The 17,280-nt window shown below is 69.8% G+C and carries 16 protein-coding genes and 1 rRNA gene; 8 read left to right on the forward strand and 9 right to left on the reverse strand.

All coding sequences use genetic code 11. The features are described from left to right. Together AB0E78_RS00005 and AB0E78_RS00010 are read right to left on the reverse strand one after the other, a co-directional pair. Positions 1–90: ribosomal RNA gene (locus AB0E78_RS00005) — 16S ribosomal RNA — on the reverse strand; the annotation flags it as partial. 533 nt (positions 91–623) lie between these two features. Next, positions 624–1,265, reverse strand: coding sequence for a DNA-3-methyladenine glycosylase (locus AB0E78_RS00010; protein ID WP_361826021.1), 642 nt, complete (start codon positions 1,263–1,265; stop codon positions 624–626). 161 nt (positions 1,266–1,426) lie between these two features. Here AB0E78_RS00010 and AB0E78_RS00015 point away from each other — a divergent pair, with 161 nt between their 5' ends. The 3 genes from AB0E78_RS00015 to AB0E78_RS00025 all read left to right on the forward strand — a co-directional run bounded on the left by AB0E78_RS00015 (position 1,427) and on the right by AB0E78_RS00025 (position 3,463). Further along, positions 1,427–2,209, forward strand: a complete 783-nt coding sequence (locus tag AB0E78_RS00015) for a sporulation protein (protein WP_361826024.1) — start codon at positions 1,427–1,429, stop codon at positions 2,207–2,209. Positions 2,210–2,269: 60 nt separating this feature from the next. After that, on the forward strand, positions 2,270–2,809 hold the full coding sequence (locus AB0E78_RS00020; RefSeq protein ID WP_361826027.1) for a YbhB/YbcL family Raf kinase inhibitor-like protein: 540 nt from the start codon (positions 2,270–2,272) through the stop codon (positions 2,807–2,809). A gap of 147 nt (positions 2,810–2,956) precedes the next feature. Then, positions 2,957–3,463 carry an HNH endonuclease gene (locus tag AB0E78_RS00025; protein ID WP_361826030.1) on the forward strand — a complete coding sequence of 169 codons (507 nt, stop codon included), beginning with the start codon at positions 2,957–2,959 and terminating at the stop codon, positions 3,461–3,463. Between the two features lie 57 nt (positions 3,464–3,520). Here the strand turns inward: AB0E78_RS00025 and AB0E78_RS00030 are convergent, their stop codons facing one another. From AB0E78_RS00030 to AB0E78_RS00040, 3 genes are all read right to left on the reverse strand, one after another. Then, entirely contained in the window at positions 3,521–4,453 is a 933-nt protein-coding gene (locus AB0E78_RS00030; protein WP_361826033.1) for an SPFH domain-containing protein, read from the reverse strand. A gap of 118 nt (positions 4,454–4,571) precedes the next feature. Continuing rightward, entirely contained in the window at positions 4,572–5,000 is a 429-nt protein-coding gene (locus AB0E78_RS00035) for an NfeD family protein (protein WP_361826035.1), read from the reverse strand. Between the two features lie 83 nt (positions 5,001–5,083). Beyond that, the gene (locus AB0E78_RS00040; protein ID WP_361826038.1) at positions 5,084–5,881 is read right to left on the reverse strand and encodes an ABC transporter ATP-binding protein; all 798 of its coding nucleotides are present in this window, start codon (positions 5,879–5,881) and stop codon (positions 5,084–5,086) included. A gap of 123 nt (positions 5,882–6,004) precedes the next feature. On the opposite strand from AB0E78_RS00040, the gene AB0E78_RS00045 reads away from it, so the two are divergent. Further along, entirely contained in the window at positions 6,005–6,784 is a 780-nt protein-coding gene (locus AB0E78_RS00045) for a hypothetical protein (protein WP_361826040.1), read from the forward strand. 188 nt (positions 6,785–6,972) lie between these two features. Here the strand turns inward: AB0E78_RS00045 and AB0E78_RS00050 are convergent, their stop codons facing one another. From AB0E78_RS00050 to AB0E78_RS00060, 3 genes are all read right to left on the reverse strand, one after another. After that, a complete protein-coding gene (locus tag AB0E78_RS00050; protein ID WP_361826043.1) occupies positions 6,973–7,218 on the reverse strand; it encodes a chaplin in 246 nt (81 codons plus the stop codon). 170 nt (positions 7,219–7,388) lie between these two features. Beyond that, positions 7,389–8,048: a response regulator transcription factor gene (locus AB0E78_RS00055; protein ID WP_361826046.1), complete on the reverse strand. Its 660-nt coding sequence runs from the start codon at positions 8,046–8,048 to the stop codon at positions 7,389–7,391. After that, the gene (locus AB0E78_RS00060) at positions 8,041–9,186 is read right to left on the reverse strand and encodes a GAF domain-containing sensor histidine kinase (protein WP_361826049.1); all 1,146 of its coding nucleotides are present in this window, start codon (positions 9,184–9,186) and stop codon (positions 8,041–8,043) included. Before AB0E78_RS00060 ends, AB0E78_RS00055 begins: the two co-directional genes overlap by 8 nt. Positions 9,187–9,379: 193 nt before the next feature. On the opposite strand from AB0E78_RS00060, the gene AB0E78_RS00065 reads away from it, so the two are divergent. From AB0E78_RS00065 to AB0E78_RS00075, 3 genes are all read left to right on the forward strand, one after another. After that, positions 9,380–10,099 (forward strand): SDR family oxidoreductase, encoded by a 720-nt coding sequence (locus AB0E78_RS00065; protein WP_361826052.1) that lies wholly within the window; start codon positions 9,380–9,382, stop codon positions 10,097–10,099. Beyond that, positions 10,096–11,178, forward strand: a complete 1,083-nt coding sequence (locus AB0E78_RS00070) for an S-adenosylmethionine:tRNA ribosyltransferase-isomerase (RefSeq protein ID WP_361826055.1) — start codon at positions 10,096–10,098, stop codon at positions 11,176–11,178. The genes AB0E78_RS00065 and AB0E78_RS00070 overlap by 4 nt, the downstream gene beginning before the upstream one ends. A gap of 294 nt (positions 11,179–11,472) precedes the next feature. Further along, entirely contained in the window at positions 11,473–12,201 is a 729-nt protein-coding gene (locus tag AB0E78_RS00075) for a transglycosylase SLT domain-containing protein (RefSeq protein ID WP_361826058.1), read from the forward strand. A gap of 114 nt (positions 12,202–12,315) precedes the next feature. On the opposite strand, the gene AB0E78_RS00080 is transcribed toward AB0E78_RS00075, so the two are convergent. Further along, positions 12,316–14,919 (reverse strand): FHA domain-containing protein, encoded by a 2,604-nt coding sequence (locus AB0E78_RS00080; protein ID WP_361826061.1) that lies wholly within the window; start codon positions 14,917–14,919, stop codon positions 12,316–12,318. Between the two features lie 262 nt (positions 14,920–15,181). On the opposite strand from AB0E78_RS00080, the gene AB0E78_RS00085 reads away from it, so the two are divergent. After that, positions 15,182–17,020, forward strand: a complete 1,839-nt coding sequence (locus AB0E78_RS00085; protein ID WP_361828399.1) for a streptophobe family protein — start codon at positions 15,182–15,184, stop codon at positions 17,018–17,020. Positions 17,021–17,280 lie beyond the last annotated feature (260 nt).

Raw genomic sequence — 17,280 nt, forward strand, 5'->3', positions numbered from 1 at the left:
AATCCACCCCGAAGGGCTTCATCGTTCGACTTGCATGTGTTAAGCACGCCGCCAGCGTTCGTCCTGAGCCAGGATCAAACTCTCCGTGAATGTTTTCCCGTAATCGGGACTACATCCGCGTTGAGCGGAACCAGGAAGAGGAATAATCTTCCGGTTCACAGCGTCCTCGCTGATGTTTTCTTCAAAGGAACCTCGCCACCAGAACAATGTTCCAGTAGACGGGGTATCAACATATCTGGCGTTGACTTTTGGCACACTGTTGAGTTCTCAAGGAACGGACGCTTCCTTTGTACTCACCCTCTCGGGCTTTCCTCCGGGCGCTTCCCTTCGGTATTTCGTGTTTCCAACTCTACCAGATCCGTTTTCCGTTCCGTTCCCGGTTCGGATTTCATTTCCAATGGCCGTTGGAGGGCCTTTGCCTTTCGGCGTGTTCACTACGTTAGCGGATTCCCTCTGCAACTCATAATCGAGTTCCGCGAGTTCGAATTCCGGCATGCGAGCATGCGAAATGCGCCCCCGCTGAGGGGAAGTCGTAGGTAGTGGTTGGCCGCTTCCAGCTGTCGGCAGATTGCCGTCACCGGGTCAAGCGGCTCGGACTACATTACGGTCCGCCCAGGGCAGCGTCAAGTTCGGCGGCGTCGGGGCGTATGGGCCCGATAAGGGCTCACCGTCGGGTCGTTGGGGGTCCAGAAGCGCCAGGGGTGGACGGCGCCCTCGCCGCCGACTCCCGTGCGCGGGCCGCTGCTGACCTGGTCGGGGCTGATGGGAGTACCCGTAAGGAGGGTGAGGGGCTCGTCCCCGCCCGTGCAGAGGTCGGCGCCGTTCAGGCCGCGGTCCACGTCGAGGGCCGTGGCCAGGCGGGCAGGGCCTTTGGCCAGTTCCTTGTCGTTGCGGGCCGAGAGTCGGCGTTTGCGGGCGATCTCGGCGCCGGTGATGATCTCGCCCGCCCGCAGCAGGACTCCGCTCGCCGTGCCTTCCGGGCCGCACACCACGTTCAGGCAGTGCCACATGCCGTAGGTGAAGTAGACGTACGCGTATCCGGGCGGACCGAACATCACGCTGTTGCGGGCGGTGCGGCCGCGATAGGCGTGTGATCCCGGGTCGGCCTCGCCCGCGTAGGCCTCGACCTCTGTAAGGCGGAGCTCGATCGGACCGTCGGGCGAGGTGCGTACGAGCACACGGCCCAGCAGATCAGGGGCGACTTCGAGGACAGGGCGCTCGAAGAAGTCATGGCTGAGGGGCGTACGGTCAGGGCCTTCGATCATGGCGTCCGAGCGTACTGGAGACGGTCCGGACCGGTGGGGTGGTCACCTGCCGGACGGATTGCCAGGGTGAGGACGCGGAACCGGACGTGGGTTCACCGCGTTTGTATGGATCAAGGATTCAAGTCGAGTCGAACCACAGGCGGGGCCTGGGGAGGAGAGTCATGGGGTTCAAGAAGCTGCTTGCGAGCCTGGGGGCCGGCGGTGCGTCGGTGGAGACGGTGCTGACCGAGGTCAACGTCGTACCGGGTGGTGTCGTCCAGGGTGAGGTGCGGATCCAGGGCGGGTCCGTGGACCAGGAGATCGAGGGCCTGTCCGTCGGTCTGCAGGCGCGGGTCGAGGTCGAGGGCAACGACCAGGAGACGAAGCAGGACATCGAGTTCACCAAGCTGCGGCTCGGTGGGGCCTTCACGCTGCAGGCGGGCCAGGTGCACGCGGTGCCGTTCGGGCTCGAGATCCCCTGGGAGACGCCGGTCACCTCCATCGACGGGCAGCAGCTGCGCGGGATGAACATCGGGGTGACCACGGAGCTCGAGATCGCGCGGGCCGTGGACTCCGGTGACCTGGACCCGATCAACGTGCACCCGCTGCCGGCGCAGCAGGCCATCCTGGACGCCTTCATCCAGCTGGGCTTCCGCTTCAAGAGCGCGGACATGGAGCGCGGTCACATCCGCGGCACGCGGCAGAAGCTGCCGTTCTACCAGGAGATCGAGTTCTTCCCGCCGCAGCAGTACCGCGGGCTCAACCAGGTCGAGCTGAGCTTCGTGGCCGACGACCGGGAGATGGACGTCATCCTGGAGATGGACAAGAAGCCGGGCCTCTTCAGTGAGGGCAGCGACTCGTTCCGGTCGTTCAAGGTGGGGCTGAACGACTTCCAGGGCACGGACTGGGCGGCGTACCTCAATGAGTGGCTGTCCCAGGTCGGCAGCAAGCGCAACTGGTTCTAGGCTCGGGAGAGCAGAGCTGTAGAGCTGCCACCGAGCAGGAACCAACCAGGAGGTGCCGACGTGACCGAGCTCAAGAGGCCGCCGCTTCCCCATGACTTCCATCCGCCCGTGCCGTCGTTCACGGTCGTGAGCGAGGACTTCGAGCCGGGTGCGGTCCTTAAGGACGCTCAGGTCCATGCGGCCGGGAACACCTCACCGCACCTGCGGTGGGAAGGCTTTCCGCCGGAGACCAAGAGCTTCGCCGTGACGTGCTTCGACCCGGACGCGCCCACGGGCAGCGGGTTCTGGCACTGGTCCGTCATCGACATCCCGGTGTCGGTGACCGAACTGCCCACCGGTGCGGGCAGCGGCAAGTTCGAGGGGCTGCCCGAGGGTGCCGTGCAGGTGCGCAACGACTACGGGACGAAGGAGTTCGGCGGTGCCGCGCCGCCGCCCGGTGACCCGGCGCACCGTTATGTGTTCACCGTGTACGCGGTGGACACGGAGAAGCTGGGTCCTGACTCCGATGCTTCGCCCGCCGTCATCGGATTCAATCTCCGGTTCCACACGCTCGGGCGCGCGCAGGTGCTCGCCGAGTACGCGGCTCCCGCGGGTAGCTGAGCGTTCACTGAACGTTTGCCCGCCCCTGGTCATGGAAGTGATCAGGGGCGGGCATTTTTTATTGCGTTGTCCATCTCGGCGTGCCCGGCCAGAGTTGATCCCAGCCCGCCAGGGGGTGGGTCGGTGTGCATACGGGAGGTGGGCGAAATGCGGGACACGCTGGTGCTGAACGCGAGCTTCGAGCCCCTGTCGACGGTGACGCTCAACCGTGCCGTCGTGCTGGTCCTCAACGACAAGGCCGTCGTTGAGCAGGCCCACCCCGGACTCCGTGTGCGTGCGGCGGCGGTCGAGATACCGGTGCCGCGGGTGATCAGGCTCTGCAGGTATGTACGGGTGCCCTTCCGAAGACAGGCTCCGTGGTCGCGGAGGGGTGTTCTCGTGCGGGACCAGCACAGGTGCGCGTACTGCGGGAGGCGGGCGACGACCGTGGACCACGTGGTGCCGCGGGCGCAGGGCGGCAGGGACTCGTGGCTGAACACGGTCGCTTCGTGCGCGATGGACAATCACCGCAAGGCGGACCGTACGCCGGAGGAGGCCGGGATGCCGTTGCTGCGGCAGCCGTTCGAGCCGACGCCCGCGGACGCGATGTTGCTGGCGCTCGGCCGGGAGGAATGGGCGGCCCTGCCGGAGTGGTTGGCGACGCCGGCCGCTTAGCCGCTGAGCGCGCGGTTCCCCGCGCCCCTGGGGGGCGCGGGTTTCTCGCGTCAGTCGTCAGTCGATCGGGGGCTGCTCGCGGCGCTCCTTGGGGGCGCTGCCCGAACCGCCGCCCATGGGGTTGAAGTTGCCGAGCGCGCCGCCGAGGCCCTTGAGGGCGTCGCCGATCTCGCTGGGCACGATCCAGAGCTTGTTCGCGTCGCCCTCGGCGATCTTCGGGAGCATCTGGAGGTACTGGTACGAGAGGAGCTTCTGGTCCGGGTCTCCGGCGTGGATGGACTCGAAGACCGTGCGGATCGCCTGGGCCTCGCCCTCGGCGCGCAGGGCCGCGGCCTTGGCCTCACCTTCGGCGCGCAGGATCGCGGACTGCTTCTCGCCCTCGGCGCGCAGGATCTCCGACTGCCGTACACCTTCGGCCTGGAGGATCGCGGCGCGCTTGTCGCGGTCGGCGCGCATCTGCTTCTCCATCGAGTCCTGGATGGAGGTCGGCGGCTCGATCGCCTTGAGCTCGACGCGGTTGACGCGGATGCCCCACTTGCCGGTGGCCTCGTCGAGGACGCCGCGCAGCGCGGCGTTGATCTCCTCGCGGGAGGTCAGGGTCCGCTCCAGGTCCATGCCACCGATGATGTTGCGCAGGGTGGTGACGGTGAGCTGCTCGATCGCCTGGATGTAGCTGGCGACTTCGTACGTCGCGGCGCGGGCGTCGGTCACCTGGTAGTAGATGACGGTGTCGATGTTCACCACGAGGTTGTCCTGGGTGATCACCGGCTGGGGCGGGAACGGGACGACCTGTTCACGGAGGTCGATGCGGTTGCGGATCGAGTCGATGAACGGGACGACGATGTTCAGGCCCGCGTTCAGTGTGCGGGTGTAGCGGCCGAAGCGTTCGACGATCGCCGCGCTGGCCTGTGGGATCACCTGGATCGTCTTGATCAGGGCGATGAAGACCAGCACCACCAGAATGATCAGGACGATGATGATTGGCTGCATCGTTGTTCCCCGTACCCCTCTTGCCTCAGTGTTCCCGGAAGATCCGCAGAGCCAGAACGCGGTCGGCGAAGATCTTGCTCGTCGAGTCTGACAGACCGCCGCACAGCCCGTGGTGCATTCACATGACGATGGCGGTCGCTCCGTCGATCTCGACCACATCCACCTCGCGCCCCGCCTCGTAGCTCTGGTCGGTGTCGAGCGCGCGGGCCGACCAGATCTCGCCGGCGAGCTTGATCCGGCCGCCGGAGGCGTCGACCCGTTCCAGGACGACGGCTGTCCTGCCCTTGAGCGCCTCGACTCCCGAGACCAGTTCGGGGCGTTGGGCGCGCTGTCTCGCCGCCACCGGGCGGACGACCGCGATGAGCGCGACCGACACCGCGGCGAAGACGACGACTTGGAGCACCGAGTCGCCGCCGAGGCCCGCGGTCACGGCGCCCGCCACGGCCCCCACGGAGAGCATGCCGAGCTCCGGCATGGCGGTCAGTACGAGCGGGATTCCGAGCGCGGCGGCGCCGATCAGCCACCACACCCATGCGTCGATGTCCACACGGTCATGGTAGGACCGCGGGACCGTCCCGCACAGGGCACGTGATCTACCGGCGGGCGCGGAACCGGCCGTTCGCGCCGGTGTCAGCCGAGCGGGAGGCCCTGCGCGCTCCAGCGCTCGCCGCGCTCCTCGACCACCAGGGGCAGTCCGAAGCAGAGGGAGAGGTTGCGGGAGGTCAGTTCGAGCTCCAGCGGGCCCGCGGCCATGATCTTGCCCTGGCGGATCATGAGGACGTGGGTGAAGCCGGGGGCGATCTCCTCGACGTGGTGCGTGACCATGATCATCGAGGGGGCGATCGGGTCGCGGGCGAGGCGGCCGAGGCGGCGTACGAGGTCTTCGCGGCCGCCGAGGTCAAGGCCCGCGGCGGGCTCGTCCAGGAGGAGCAGCTCGGGGTCGGTCATCAGGGCGCGCGCGATCAGGGTGCGCTTGCGCTCTCCCTCGGAGAGGGTGCCGAACTTGCGGTCCAGGTAGTCGGTCATGCCGAGGCGGTCGAGGAAGGCGCGGGCGCGCTGCTCGTCGACGTCCTCGTAGTCCTCGTGCCAGCCGGCGGTCATGCCGTACGCGGCCGTGAGCACCGTCTGGAGAACCGTCTGACCCTTGGGCAGCTTCTCGGCCATGGCGATGCCGGCGACGCCGATGCGCGGGCGCAGTTCGAAGACGTCGGTGCCGGGCCTGCCGAGGGTCTCGCCGAGGATGGTGGCGGTTCCGGTGCTCGGGTAGAGGTAGCTGGACGCGACGTTCAGGAGGGTGGTCTTTCCCGCGCCGTTCGGTCCGAGGATGACCCAGCGCTCACCCTCCTTGACCGACCAGGAGACCTGGTCCACCAGAGCCCGGCCCTCGCGGACCACGGATACGTCCTCCAGCTCCAGTACATCGCTCATGAGCGCGTTGTCTCCCATTGCAGTCTCGGCTGTCGCTTGCGCCTGTGGACGCAGTCCCCTGGGAGAAAACCTACGCCACCGGCCGAGCGCTCCAGTCCTTAGCCCGGTCCTTAGGCTGTACGCATGCTCTCGGAACCACGCTCAGGACGCTTGGCAGCATGGGGAAATGCCCTTCTTGCCGGACTTGTCTCGCCGGATGACGCGGTGCTCGCGATGGTCGGCGACGACGCCGTGCACCGCGTCGAAGGTCTCCCGGGCGAGTCGGGGCCCGTCGGTCTCACGCTCGCCCTCGGGCGATTGCGCACGCTCGGGGTGACCGGGCTGCGGGTCGCGCTGCCCGCGCCGGGACATCCGCTCGGTCTGAGCGGGCCGCCCGCCTTCAACGCACGGGCCCTGGACGCGGAGGAGGCGGTCGTCGCCCACGGAGCGCCGTACGGCCTGGTGCCCGAGGTGTCCGAGGCGGGGCCCGCCGGTGATGTGCACGTGGAGGTCCTCTGGCACTGCCTGCCCGTACGGGAGGCGCCGCCCGCCGATGTGCCCTCGCTGGGCGAGGCGGAGCGCGAGCTTGCCGAGGCGCTGCGGGATGCGACGGAGGTGCTGTCGCGGCTCGACGTCGCGGGCTCGGGTCCGGTCGCCGAGGCAGCGGTGGACGCGTACCGGGCGCGGGCCGAGCGGGGGCGCGAGGCTCTGGCGCCCGGATACCCGCCGCGTGCCGTACGGGTGTTGGAGCTGGCCCAGCGGGTCGGCCTGCTGATCTCGGTGGCGTACGAGAACGGCCATGGCGGGGCCGTGAGCGCCTCGGAGATGGCCGCGCGGGGTGCGGCGCTGCGGCCGGTGGAACGGACGGCCCGGCGGGCGCAGGTGGCCGCGTACAACGCTTACGTGGAGGAGCGGGAGCGGTAGCCCTGGGGGCGCCTGAGCAGTCCCGGGGCGCCCGACGGCTGCCGCTTCGCGGCCGGGGGCACTTTGTTTGACTGCGGGTGCGTCGTGGCTTGTCGCGCAGTTCCCCGCGCCCCTCACGGGGCACGGCAGACCGGCCCCCCGGGAAGCACCCGGGAGGCCGGTAGTCACTGCTGCGCCTGGGGTGTGACTCAGGCGTTGAGGCCGTTGTTCGCGAAGGCCGGGTTGAGGGCACCGATGACGGACACGGTGTTGCCCACGGCGTTCACGGGGATGTGCACCGGCGCCTGGACGAGGTTGCCCGAGCCGACGCCCGGCGACTTCACGGCCTTGCCGTCCGCGTGCGCACCGTCCGTGGCGGAGGCGAGACCGGCACCGGCGACGACGAGGCCACCCGCCACCATCGTGACAGCAGCGGCCTTCTTCAGGTTCTTCACTTCTGGATCCTCCTAGCGATCGCCGCGGCCAGCCGCCGCAGCGTGCACTGGAGAACGGCCCGGCGGCGCGCAGGTTGCGCCAAACGGGGGACATTGACACGACGGTATGAATCTCAGCCCGGAACACGACGTTCTGGTCCGCCGGTTGACGGAGTGTGCAGAAACGCTAATCAGCCGGTCACACCATGTCGTACGGCCCACAGGGCGGCCTGGGTGCGATCGGCGAGGTCCAGCTTCATCAGGATGTTCGAGACGTGGGTCTTGACGGTCTTCTCGGAGAGCACGAGGGCGCGCGCGATCTCGCGGTTCGAGCGGCCGTCGGCAATGAGCCCCAGGACCTCGCGCTCCCGCTCCGTGAGCGAACCGCCCCTCCCCTGGCCGGTGTTGACCTCCTGGGAGAGCAGCGCCCCGGCCACCTCGGGCTGAAGCAGCACATGGCCCGCGTGCACGGAGCGGATGGCGCCCGCCAGGGCGTCCGGGTCCACGTCCTTGTAGACATACCCGGCGGCGCCCGCGCGCAGGGCCGGGACGACCGTGCGCTGTTCGGTGAAGCTGGTGACGATGAGCACGCGCGCGGGGTTGGCCAGTTCGCGGAGCTTGCGCAGCGCCTCGACCCCGTCCATGCCCGGCATCTTGACGTCCATGAGGACCACGTCGGGCTTCAGCTTCTCGGCCTGCTCGACCCCTTCGGCGCCGTCCGACGCCTCGCCCACGACCTCGATGTCGTCCTGCACCTCGAGGAACGTGCGCAGGCCGCGGCGGACCACCTGGTGGTCGTCGACCAGCAGCACCCGGATCCCCGTCTTCGGATGGAACACAGCGTCAGCCACCGGGAACCTCCATCTCGATCGTCGTGCCCTTTCCGGGCTCCGATTCCACGGTCAGCCGTCCGCCGACCCCGCCGGCCCTGTCCCGCATGGAGACCAGGCCCAAGTGCCGCCCCGCGCGCCGGATCACGCGCGGGTCGAAGCCGCTGCCGTCGTCCGAGACGCGCAGCACCGCTCCGGCTCCGCACCGCGCCAGGGTCACGCGGACGTGCTCGGCGCCGGAGTGGCGCAAGGCATTGTGCAGCGCTTCCTGGGCGACGCGCAGCATCGCTTCCTCCTGGGCCGCGGGCAGGGCGCGGACCGCGTGGCTCTCGAAGGTGACTTCGGCGGAGTGCGCGCGGTCCAGGACCTGCGTGTGCGTGCGCAAGGTGGCCACCAGGCCGTCCTCGTCCAGGGCCGCGGGGCGCAACTCCACGACGGCGGCGCGCAGTTCGTCCGCCGCCTCGGCCGCGAGCACGGCCACCTGCTGGAGTTCGCCCTTGGCGCGCGTGGGATCGCGGTCCACCAGGGCGGCCGCGGCCTGGGCCGTCAGGCGCAGCGAGAACAGCTTCTGGCTCACGGCGTCATGCAGTTCGTGGGCAAGGCGCGAGCGCTCCTCGGCGATGGTCAGCTCGCGGCTGCGTTCGTAGAGGCGGGCGTTCGTGAGGGCGATCGCGGCGTGCTGGGCGAGGATCGACAGCAGCTCTTCGTCGTCGGCGGTGAAGCCGCAACCGCCTTCGGGCTTCGGGCAGTTCTTGTTGGCGAGGAAGAGCGCGCCGAGCGTCTCGTCCCCGTACCTGATCGGCAGGCCGAGGAAGTCGGACATGTCCGGGTGGGCGGACGGCCAGCCCTCGAAACGCGGGTCCTTGCGCACGTCGGCGAGGCGCTCGGGCTCGGCCTTGTGCAGCATCGCGGCGAGGATGCCGTGCTGGCGGGGCAGCGGGCCGATGGCACGCCACTGCTCCTCGCTCACACCGTCGACGACGAACTGGGCGAACCCACCGTGGTCGTCCGGAACGCCGAGCGCCGCATACTCCGCGTCGAGCAGCTCACGGGCCGAGGCGACGATCGTCTTGAGGACGTCACGCACCTCCAGCTGCCTGCTCATGGCGAGAAGCGCGGAACTCACCGCGTTCAGGCCGGACCGGGGACCTTGACTCATGGCCTCACCGTACCGGCGGGGTGTGACAGTGCGTATCGGACCTGTGTCGGCCACCGCCTAGGGCCGTGGGCGTAGGCCGAAGGGCCCTGAGCCGTTGCGGCCCGCGCACGAGGCGCCGGGGGCGGGTGCGTTCCTACCGTGGGGTCATCCGCTGGCGAAGCGGCTGCCAGGGCGACCCGAGGGGACGGATGTCATGCCGGTAGCGATCATCACGGGGGCTTCGAAAGGGCTGGGGCGCGCGCTGGGGGCGGCGCTCGCCGAGCGGGGCTGGGATCTGGTGCTCGACGCGAGAACGGCCGACGCGCTGAAGGAGTCCGCACGGGAGCTGACAGGGCGGGGCGCGCGCGTGGAGGCCGTCGCCGGGGATGTGACGGAGGCCGGGCACCGGGCGGCGCTGGTGGCCGCGGCGCGCGATCTCGGCGGTCTCGATCTGCTGGTGAACAACGCGAGCGCGCTGGGCGCGGAGCCTCTCGTACGGCTCGACGAGCTCGCGCTCGACGGGCTGCGGCAGGCGCTGGAGACCAATGTGGTGGCGGCTCTGGGTCTGATCCGCGAGGCACTGCCCCTGTTGCGCGCCTCGGGGGCGGGCACGGTGATCGACGTCAGCTCCGACGCGGCCGTCGAGGCGTACGAGACGTGGGGCGGGTACGGGGCGTCCAAGGCCGCCCTCGATCAGCTCTCGGCGGTCCTCGCCGTGGAGGAACCGGGGATCAGGGTGTGGGCGGTCGATCCCGGTGACATGCGGACCGGCCTCTATGAGGCGGCCGTCCCGGACGACGACGGCTCGGGGCGGCCGGATCCGGGGACGGTGGTGCCCGCCTTCCTGCGGCTGCTCGACGAGGGGCCGGCCAGCGGGCGGTATGTGGCGGCTTCCCTGCTGGATGCGGCTTCCGTTCCGCTGGACGCCCGATGACGCTGGCCGTGCGGGTGCCCGATGAGCTGGCGGCGCGCGTCCCCGCCGAGCAGCGCGGCCCCGGGCTCGGCAGGGACGCGGTGCGGCTGCTCGTGTCGCACGGGACGGCGGTCTCGCACCACGCCTTCGCCGACCTGCTCACGCTGCTGCGGGCCGGGGACCTGCTGATCGTGAACACCTCGCAGACGCTGCCCGCCGCGGTCGACGGAATCGCCGGGCACGCGCGCGTGGTGGTGCATTTCTCGACGCGGGGTGACGACGGGCGGTGGGCCGTCGAGTTGCGGGACCCGGACGGCAGGGGCACCACGCGCGCGCGAGCGGGCGGGCCCGCGGATTCAGTCGTGCGGCTCCCCGGAGACGTACGCCTCGTCCTGGAGGAGCCACTGGCCCCCGGGAGCGGGCGGTTGTGGTGGGCCCGGGTGCCGGCCGACGTTCCGGCGCTGCTGCGGCGGCACGGGCGCCCCATCCGTTACTCCTATACAGAGAGGGACCAGCCGCTCTCCGCCCACCAGACCGTGTTCGCGCTGCCGTCGGCCGACGAGGCGGGCAGTGCGGAGATGCCGAGTGCGGCGCGGCCGTTCACCGCGGGCCTGGTGGCACGCCTGGTGAGCCAGGGGGTGCAGTTCGCGCCGGTCATCCTGCATACGGGGGTGGCATCACCCGAGGCGCACGAGCCGCCGTATCCCGAGCTCTTCGCGGTACCCGAGGCGTCGGCGCGGCTGATCAATGCCGCACGGGCGGGCGGCGGACGGGTCATCGCGGTCGGTACGACGGCCGTGCGGGCCGTCGAGTCGGCCGCGGGCCCCGACGGGGTGGTCCGGGCGGCAGCGGGCCGTACGGAGCTCGTGGTGACGCCGGAGCGGGGCGTGCGCGTGGTGGACGGGCTGCTCACGGGGCTGCACGAGCCGCAGGCCTCACATCTGCTGATGCTGGAGGCGGTCGCGGGCCGGGCCGCCGTGGACCGGGGTTATACGGAGGCGGTACGCCGTCTCTACCTCTGGCACGAGTTCGGCGACACGCATCTCCTACTTCCGGAGGAGTTTGCTCACGCAGAGAATTGCGGTGGCAACTGCCGGTGAGGTTGTTACGTGGTCGATGTGAGCCCGCGCATAGGACGTGCATCACGTACGAAGGCCCCTAGTGGATAAGAAAGTCCTTTATGGGCATGGGATGCGTCGCCGTCGGAGCATGTGGCGCGCCCCCTGATCCACTACCCGGCATCGTATGTCACACCTTTGCCTCAGAATTTTGCGGCCGCTAAGAATTGCACCCGTCGCTCGGCGCCGCGGTCTCGCACCGCGGCGTTTGTGCCGGATATGCACATGTCCCCGCCGGCCAGAGCGACCTCCGCGATTTCGAAGAGGTCCATCCGCATGTCCAAGCACAGCACCCCTGGTCATAGTCGCCCCGCGCCGACCAAGACCCAGAAGTTCTCGATCGCCGGTGTCGCCACGCTCGGTGCCGCCGCCCTCGCGTTCTCCCTCGTGCCGGGCAGCGCCGATGCAGGAACCGAGACCCAGAGCCTGGAGGCCGCCCCGGTGGCCTTCAAGCAGAACGTGGACGCCCAGCAGGCCGTCCACGCCGGTGTCATCAAGCAGCGGGACACCGCCGACAAGCAGGCCAAGGCCGCCAAGGACGCAGCCGCCGCGAAGGCTAAGGCCGAGGCCGACGCCGCCGCGAAGAAGCGGGCCGACGAGGAGGCCGCGGCCAAGAAGAAGGCCGAGGACGAGCGCAAGGCCAAGGAAGCCGCGAGCCGTGCCGCCGCGCGCAAGCCGGTCTACGCCAACAACCTCGACGGCTGGATCCGCCAGTCCCTGGACATCATGAAGTCCAAGGGCATCCCCGGCTCCTACGAGGGCCTGCACCGCAACATCATCCGTGAGTCCGCGGGCGACCCGAACGCCAAGAACGGCTGGGACATCAACGCCATCAACGGCACCCCGTCCGTGGGCCTGCTCCAGGTCATCCAGCCGACGTTCAACGCGTACCACGTCGAGGGCACGTCCACGAACATCTACGACCCGGTCGCCAACATCACGGCCGCGGCCAACTACGCGGCCGACCGCTACGGCTCGATGGACAACGTGAACAGCGCCTACTGAGCCTGATCTCCTGATCAACGGACCTCTTCACCGAGGCTCTCCAGACGCCGAAGGGCGGCACCCCGCACGGGGTGCCGCCCTTCTCGTCGTGCTCAGCCGGTGGTGCCGGCCCGCTTACTTGCGCATGACCTCCGGCTCGTGACGGCGAAGCAGCCGTGCGACCGCGAAGCCGCAGGCGACACCGATCAGGAGCAGGATCGTGATGTTCATGCCCCACTGCCCGGCCGAGTGCTCCCACAGCGGGTCGAGGTCGCCCGGCTTCTTCGGGTCCCACGGCGGCATGAGGTGCGCGAGGTCCAGCGTGGAGCCCGCACCGGCGATGGCCCAGCGCGACGGCATCAGCCAGGCGAACTGCTCCAGGCCCGGCGAGCCGTAGACCTGGAAGAGCACGCCGGTGAAGACGACCTGGACGATCGCGAACATCACCAGGAGCGGCATGGTCTTCTCGGCGGTCTTCACCAGCGAGGAGATGACCAGGCCGAACATCATCGAGGTGAAGCCCAGGGCGATGATGACCAGGCAGATCTCGACGGCCGGAGGCATGATCAGGCCCTCTGCCGGGAGATCACGCGTGGCGAAGCCGATGCCGCAGATGATGACGCCCTGGAAGGCCGTGATCAGGCCGAGGACGATGACCTTGGACATCAGGTACGCCGAGCGGGAGAGGCCGGTGGCCCGCTCCCGTTCGTAGATGACCCGTTCCTTGATCAGCTCACGTACGGAGTTGGCCGCGCCCGAGAAGCACATGCCGACCGCGAGGATCAGCATGATCGTGCCCGCGTCGCCGTTGAACTTGACCGGCGGCTTGGGCGGGCCGAGCCCGAAGTCGGCCGGGATGACGACGCTGACGATGCCGAGGACCGCGGGCAGGATCACCATCAGGCCGAGGAAGCCCTTGTCGGAGGCGATCACCGAGGTGTAGCGGCGGATCAGGGTCCACAGCTGCGAGCCCCAGCCCTGCGGCTTGGGCGGCCTGATCGCCTGCGGCGGCGGCATGTGGACCGACTGTGCGGCCACTGCGTCGATGTCGGCGGCGTACATCTGGTAGTGCTGCGAGCCCTTCCAGCGGCCCGCCCAGTCGTAGTCGCGGTAGTTCTCGAACGCCGAGAAGACGTCCGCCCACGTCTGGTAGCCGAAGAAGTTGAGCGCTTCCTCCGGCGGACCGAAGTACGCGACCGAACCGCCCGGCGCCATCACCAGGAGCTTGTCGCAGATCGCCAGCTCGGCGACCGAGTGCGTGACGACCAGGACCGTACGGCCGTCGTCGGCGAGGCCGCGCAGGAGCTGCATGACGTCGCGGTCCATGCCCGGGTCGAGGCCCGAGGTGGGCTCGTCCAGGAAGATCAGCGACGGCTTGGTGAGGAGCTCGAGGGCCACCGAGACGCGCTTGCGCTGGCCACCGGAGAGGGAGGTGACCTTCTTCTCCTTGTGGATGTCCAGCTTCAGCTCCCGCAGGACCTCGTCTATGCGCTGCTCGCGCTCCTGCTCGCTGGTGTCCGAGGGGAAGCGGAGCTTGGCCGCGTACTTGAGGGCCTTCTTGACGGTCAGTTCCTTGTGCAGGATGTCGTCCTGCGGGACCAGACCGATGCGCTGGCGCAGCTCGGCGAACTGCTTGTAGAGGTTCCGGTTGTCGTAGAGGACGTCACCCTTGTTGGCGGGCCGGTAGCCGGTGAGCGCCTTGAGCAGGGTGGACTTTCCGGAGCCCGAGGGGCCGATGACCGCGATGAGCGACTTCTCCGGGACGCCGAAGGAGACGTCCTTGAGGATGTCCTTGCCGCCGTCGACCGTCACCGTCAGGTGGCGGGCGGAGAAGGAGATCTCACCGGTGTCGACGAACTCCTCGAGCCGGTCGCCGACGAGCCGGAACGTCGAGTGGCCGACGCTGACGATGTCGTTCGGGCCGATGAGGGCCGTGCCCGACTTCGCGACCGGCTGACCGTTGATGTACGTGCCGTTGTGCGAGCCCAGGTCGTGGATCTCGAAGCGGCCGTCCGGAGTGGCCGTGAACTCGGCGTGGTGCCGCGACACCTGGAGGTCGGAGACGACCAGTTCGTTCTCCAGGGCACGGCCGATGCGCATCTTGCGGCCGAGCGAGAGCTGGTGGAACGTCGTCGGGCTGCGGTCACCGTAGACCGGCGGGGCCCCCGCGACACCGCCGGAACCCGCACCGGGACCCTGCTGCTGCGGGACCTGCGGCTGCTGCGGGTGCTGGTGCTGAGCGGCCTGCTGCGGCTGCGGCCAGCCCTGCTGCTGGGGCATCTGCTGCTGCGCCTGGTACTGCGGCGCCTGCTGCTGAGGAGGCTTGGCGGCCCAGCCGGGACCACCCTGCTGCTGCGCGTGGTGCTGCGGTGCCTGGTGTTGCGGCGCCTGATGGGCCGGTGCCTGCTGGGCGGCCTGCTGCGGTGCGGACACGGCGGCACCGGACGCGCTGCCGGACACGTTCAGCCGCGGGCCGTCGGTCGCGTTGCCGAGGTTCACCGCCGAGCCGGGGCCGATTTCCATCTGGTGGATCCGCTGGCCCTGCACAAAGGTGCCATTGGTGCTGCCGTGGTCCTCGATGACCCAACTGCGGCCGCTCCAGCTGATCGTGGCATGACGCCAGGACACCCTGGCGTCGTCAAGCGCGAGATCTCCCTGCGGATCACGTCCGAGGGTGTATGACCTGGATGGATCGAGCGTCCAGGTCCTTCCATTCAATTCCAGTACGAGTTCCGGCACTCCAGCCCCACTGAGTTGTCCCCCGAGCTAGCCCCCATATGGGGAGTCTAGGGATGTCGAACATCGGGAGGAACTATTTCAGGCGGAGGCCTCTGACCGAAAGTCGGGCCTTGTGAAGACTGCGTACGGGCCTCCATGACCGCCCCGTTGACGGGGCAGAAACCGCCCCGGAGAGTAGTAACCGCGCATGAGTGCATACGGATCATGCTCATTGCGCACATCCCGTATGAAACGGGCGACGCTGTGCGAGTCGGGGGGCCTGATGGAGACCGGCGGGAAAAGTGTCGAAGGCCGGGGCGGCGTGCGGTGGGGCGATGTGCTGCTCTCCGCCATCGCCGCCGTGAGCTGGGCCCTGGTCGGCATGGCCGGCACGGCGGCGCTCGGCCTGCACCTTCTCGGCGCGGACGCGGCGGCGTCGCTGGGGCCGATGACGGCCGCCGTGGTGGCGCTCGGCGCGGGCGGCTCGGTCACGCCGTCCGGTGACGTGTCTGCGTTCGGGCTCGATGGCGCCGAGGCGACCACCGCGATCGACATCGCGCCGCTGGGCGTCGGGCTCGCGGGGGCGATCCTCCTTGCGTATTTTTTCCTACGCTCCTTGCGCGCGGCGGGAGTTGTGATCTCGCCCGCCGAACTGGCGGCGCGCGCGGGTGCGGTGATCGTCCTCTTTCTGGCGATGCTCGGCGGGCTCGCGTGGGCGGGTCACGACATCATCACGATCGACGGTGACCAGCTGGGGATCGACAAGGGCATCGACAAGGGGCTCGACCAGCTCCCGGACGGCATCACGGACAAACTTCCCGGCGGGCTCGGTGACATCGGCGGGCTGCTGCCGGACCGGCTCGGCGATCTCGCCAAGGCGAAGGCCGCGGTCGGCTTCACCGTGGACACGGGTCCGACGCTACTCGGGGGCGCGGTGTGGGTGATCGGCGTGCTGCTGATCGCGCTGCTCGCCTCGCGTCGTACGCCGCTGCCGCGCGGGTGGGACGCCGTGCATCGCGTGGTGCGTCCTGCCGCGTCCGCGATGGTCGCGGTGGCGCTCGTGGCGGTGCTCGCCGGGCTCGCGGCGGCGCTGTACGCGATGATCGGCGACGCCCACCCCAAGCGGATCGCGGGCGCCGCGCTGCTCGGGGCGCCGAACGGGGTGTGGCTCGGGGTGCCGATCGGGCTCTTCGTGCCGTGGGACGGCGAGGCGACGGGTGAGCTGGCGAAGCTCCTGCCGGATCCGCTGGACGACCTTCTGACCGGGTCGGGCGGCTCGGGGAACGAGGCGGTGACGCTGGGGCGGCTCGCGGAGCTCGACAGCAGGGTGTGGCTCCTCGGTGTCGCGGCGGCGCTGATGATCCTGTTCGCGGGGGTGCTCACGGCTGTCCGCACTCCCTATTTACGTGGCGAAACGGGCGCCCTGAGGTTCGCGGGGCAGTGCGCGGTGCGGCTCGGCGTGGTGACGGCGCTCGCGCTGCCGTTGATGGTGTGGCTGACGGGGGTCTCCGCGGACGCCTCGCTGTCGGTACTCGGCTTCGACGCGTTCGGCGCGGGGATCGAGCTGCACGGACAGCTGGGGATGGCCGTGCTCCTCGGTGCGGCCTGGGGTGCCGGGGCGGGAGCGGTGGGGGCGCTACTCGCGGTGGCGAGCGGGGCCGCGGGGGGACGGGTGTCACCGCTGGCCCGCGCTGTGGGGGCGGCTGGGGGGACGGCATCGCCTGAGGGGCGCGCGGGGGTGCCTGGGACTGCGGGTGCTCCGGGTGCTCCGGGTGCTCCGGGTGCTCCGGGTGCTCCGGGGCAGCCTGGCGGGGCGAGTGCTCCGGGGCAGCCTGGCGGGGCGGGGAGGCCCGATACTGCGGGACAGCCCGGTGCTGCGGGGCCGTACAGTCCCAGCGCGCCCTTCCGGCCCACGAACCCTGACACCAACCCCTACCTCCGGCCGCCGCGGGATGTGTCCGGTGCGCCGACGGTGGTCGGACCGGTCACTCCTCCCCCGAACTCGAAGCCGAAGCCGCGCCCCCGCTCCTCGGGCGACGGAGGCGACTGGCCACCACCACCGCCTCCTCCGCCACCACCGCCGCCGCCGGGGCGGGGGCCTCGGGGAGGGAACGGGCGGTAGGGGGCGCGTCTCCCACGGGATTCCGCGGGGCGATCGTGTGGGTGGGAAAGATCCGCCGCGAAGCGGCGGGCCAGGGACACCCATCGGGCGGCGCACGGAGCGCGCCCTACAGGTCCGTGCACGGAGCGCGCCCCACCGGTAGGCGCACGGAACACGCCCCACCGGACGGAACACGCCCCACCGGTCGGCAGGGAGAACGCACCCCGTGCGCCGGCGGACGGAGCGCACCCCAACCCCGTGTCCGGCACGCGGACCACCCC

The organism is Streptomyces sp. NPDC032198 (assembly GCF_040636975.1).
Lineage (GTDB): Bacteria > Actinomycetota > Actinomycetes > Streptomycetales > Streptomycetaceae > Streptomyces.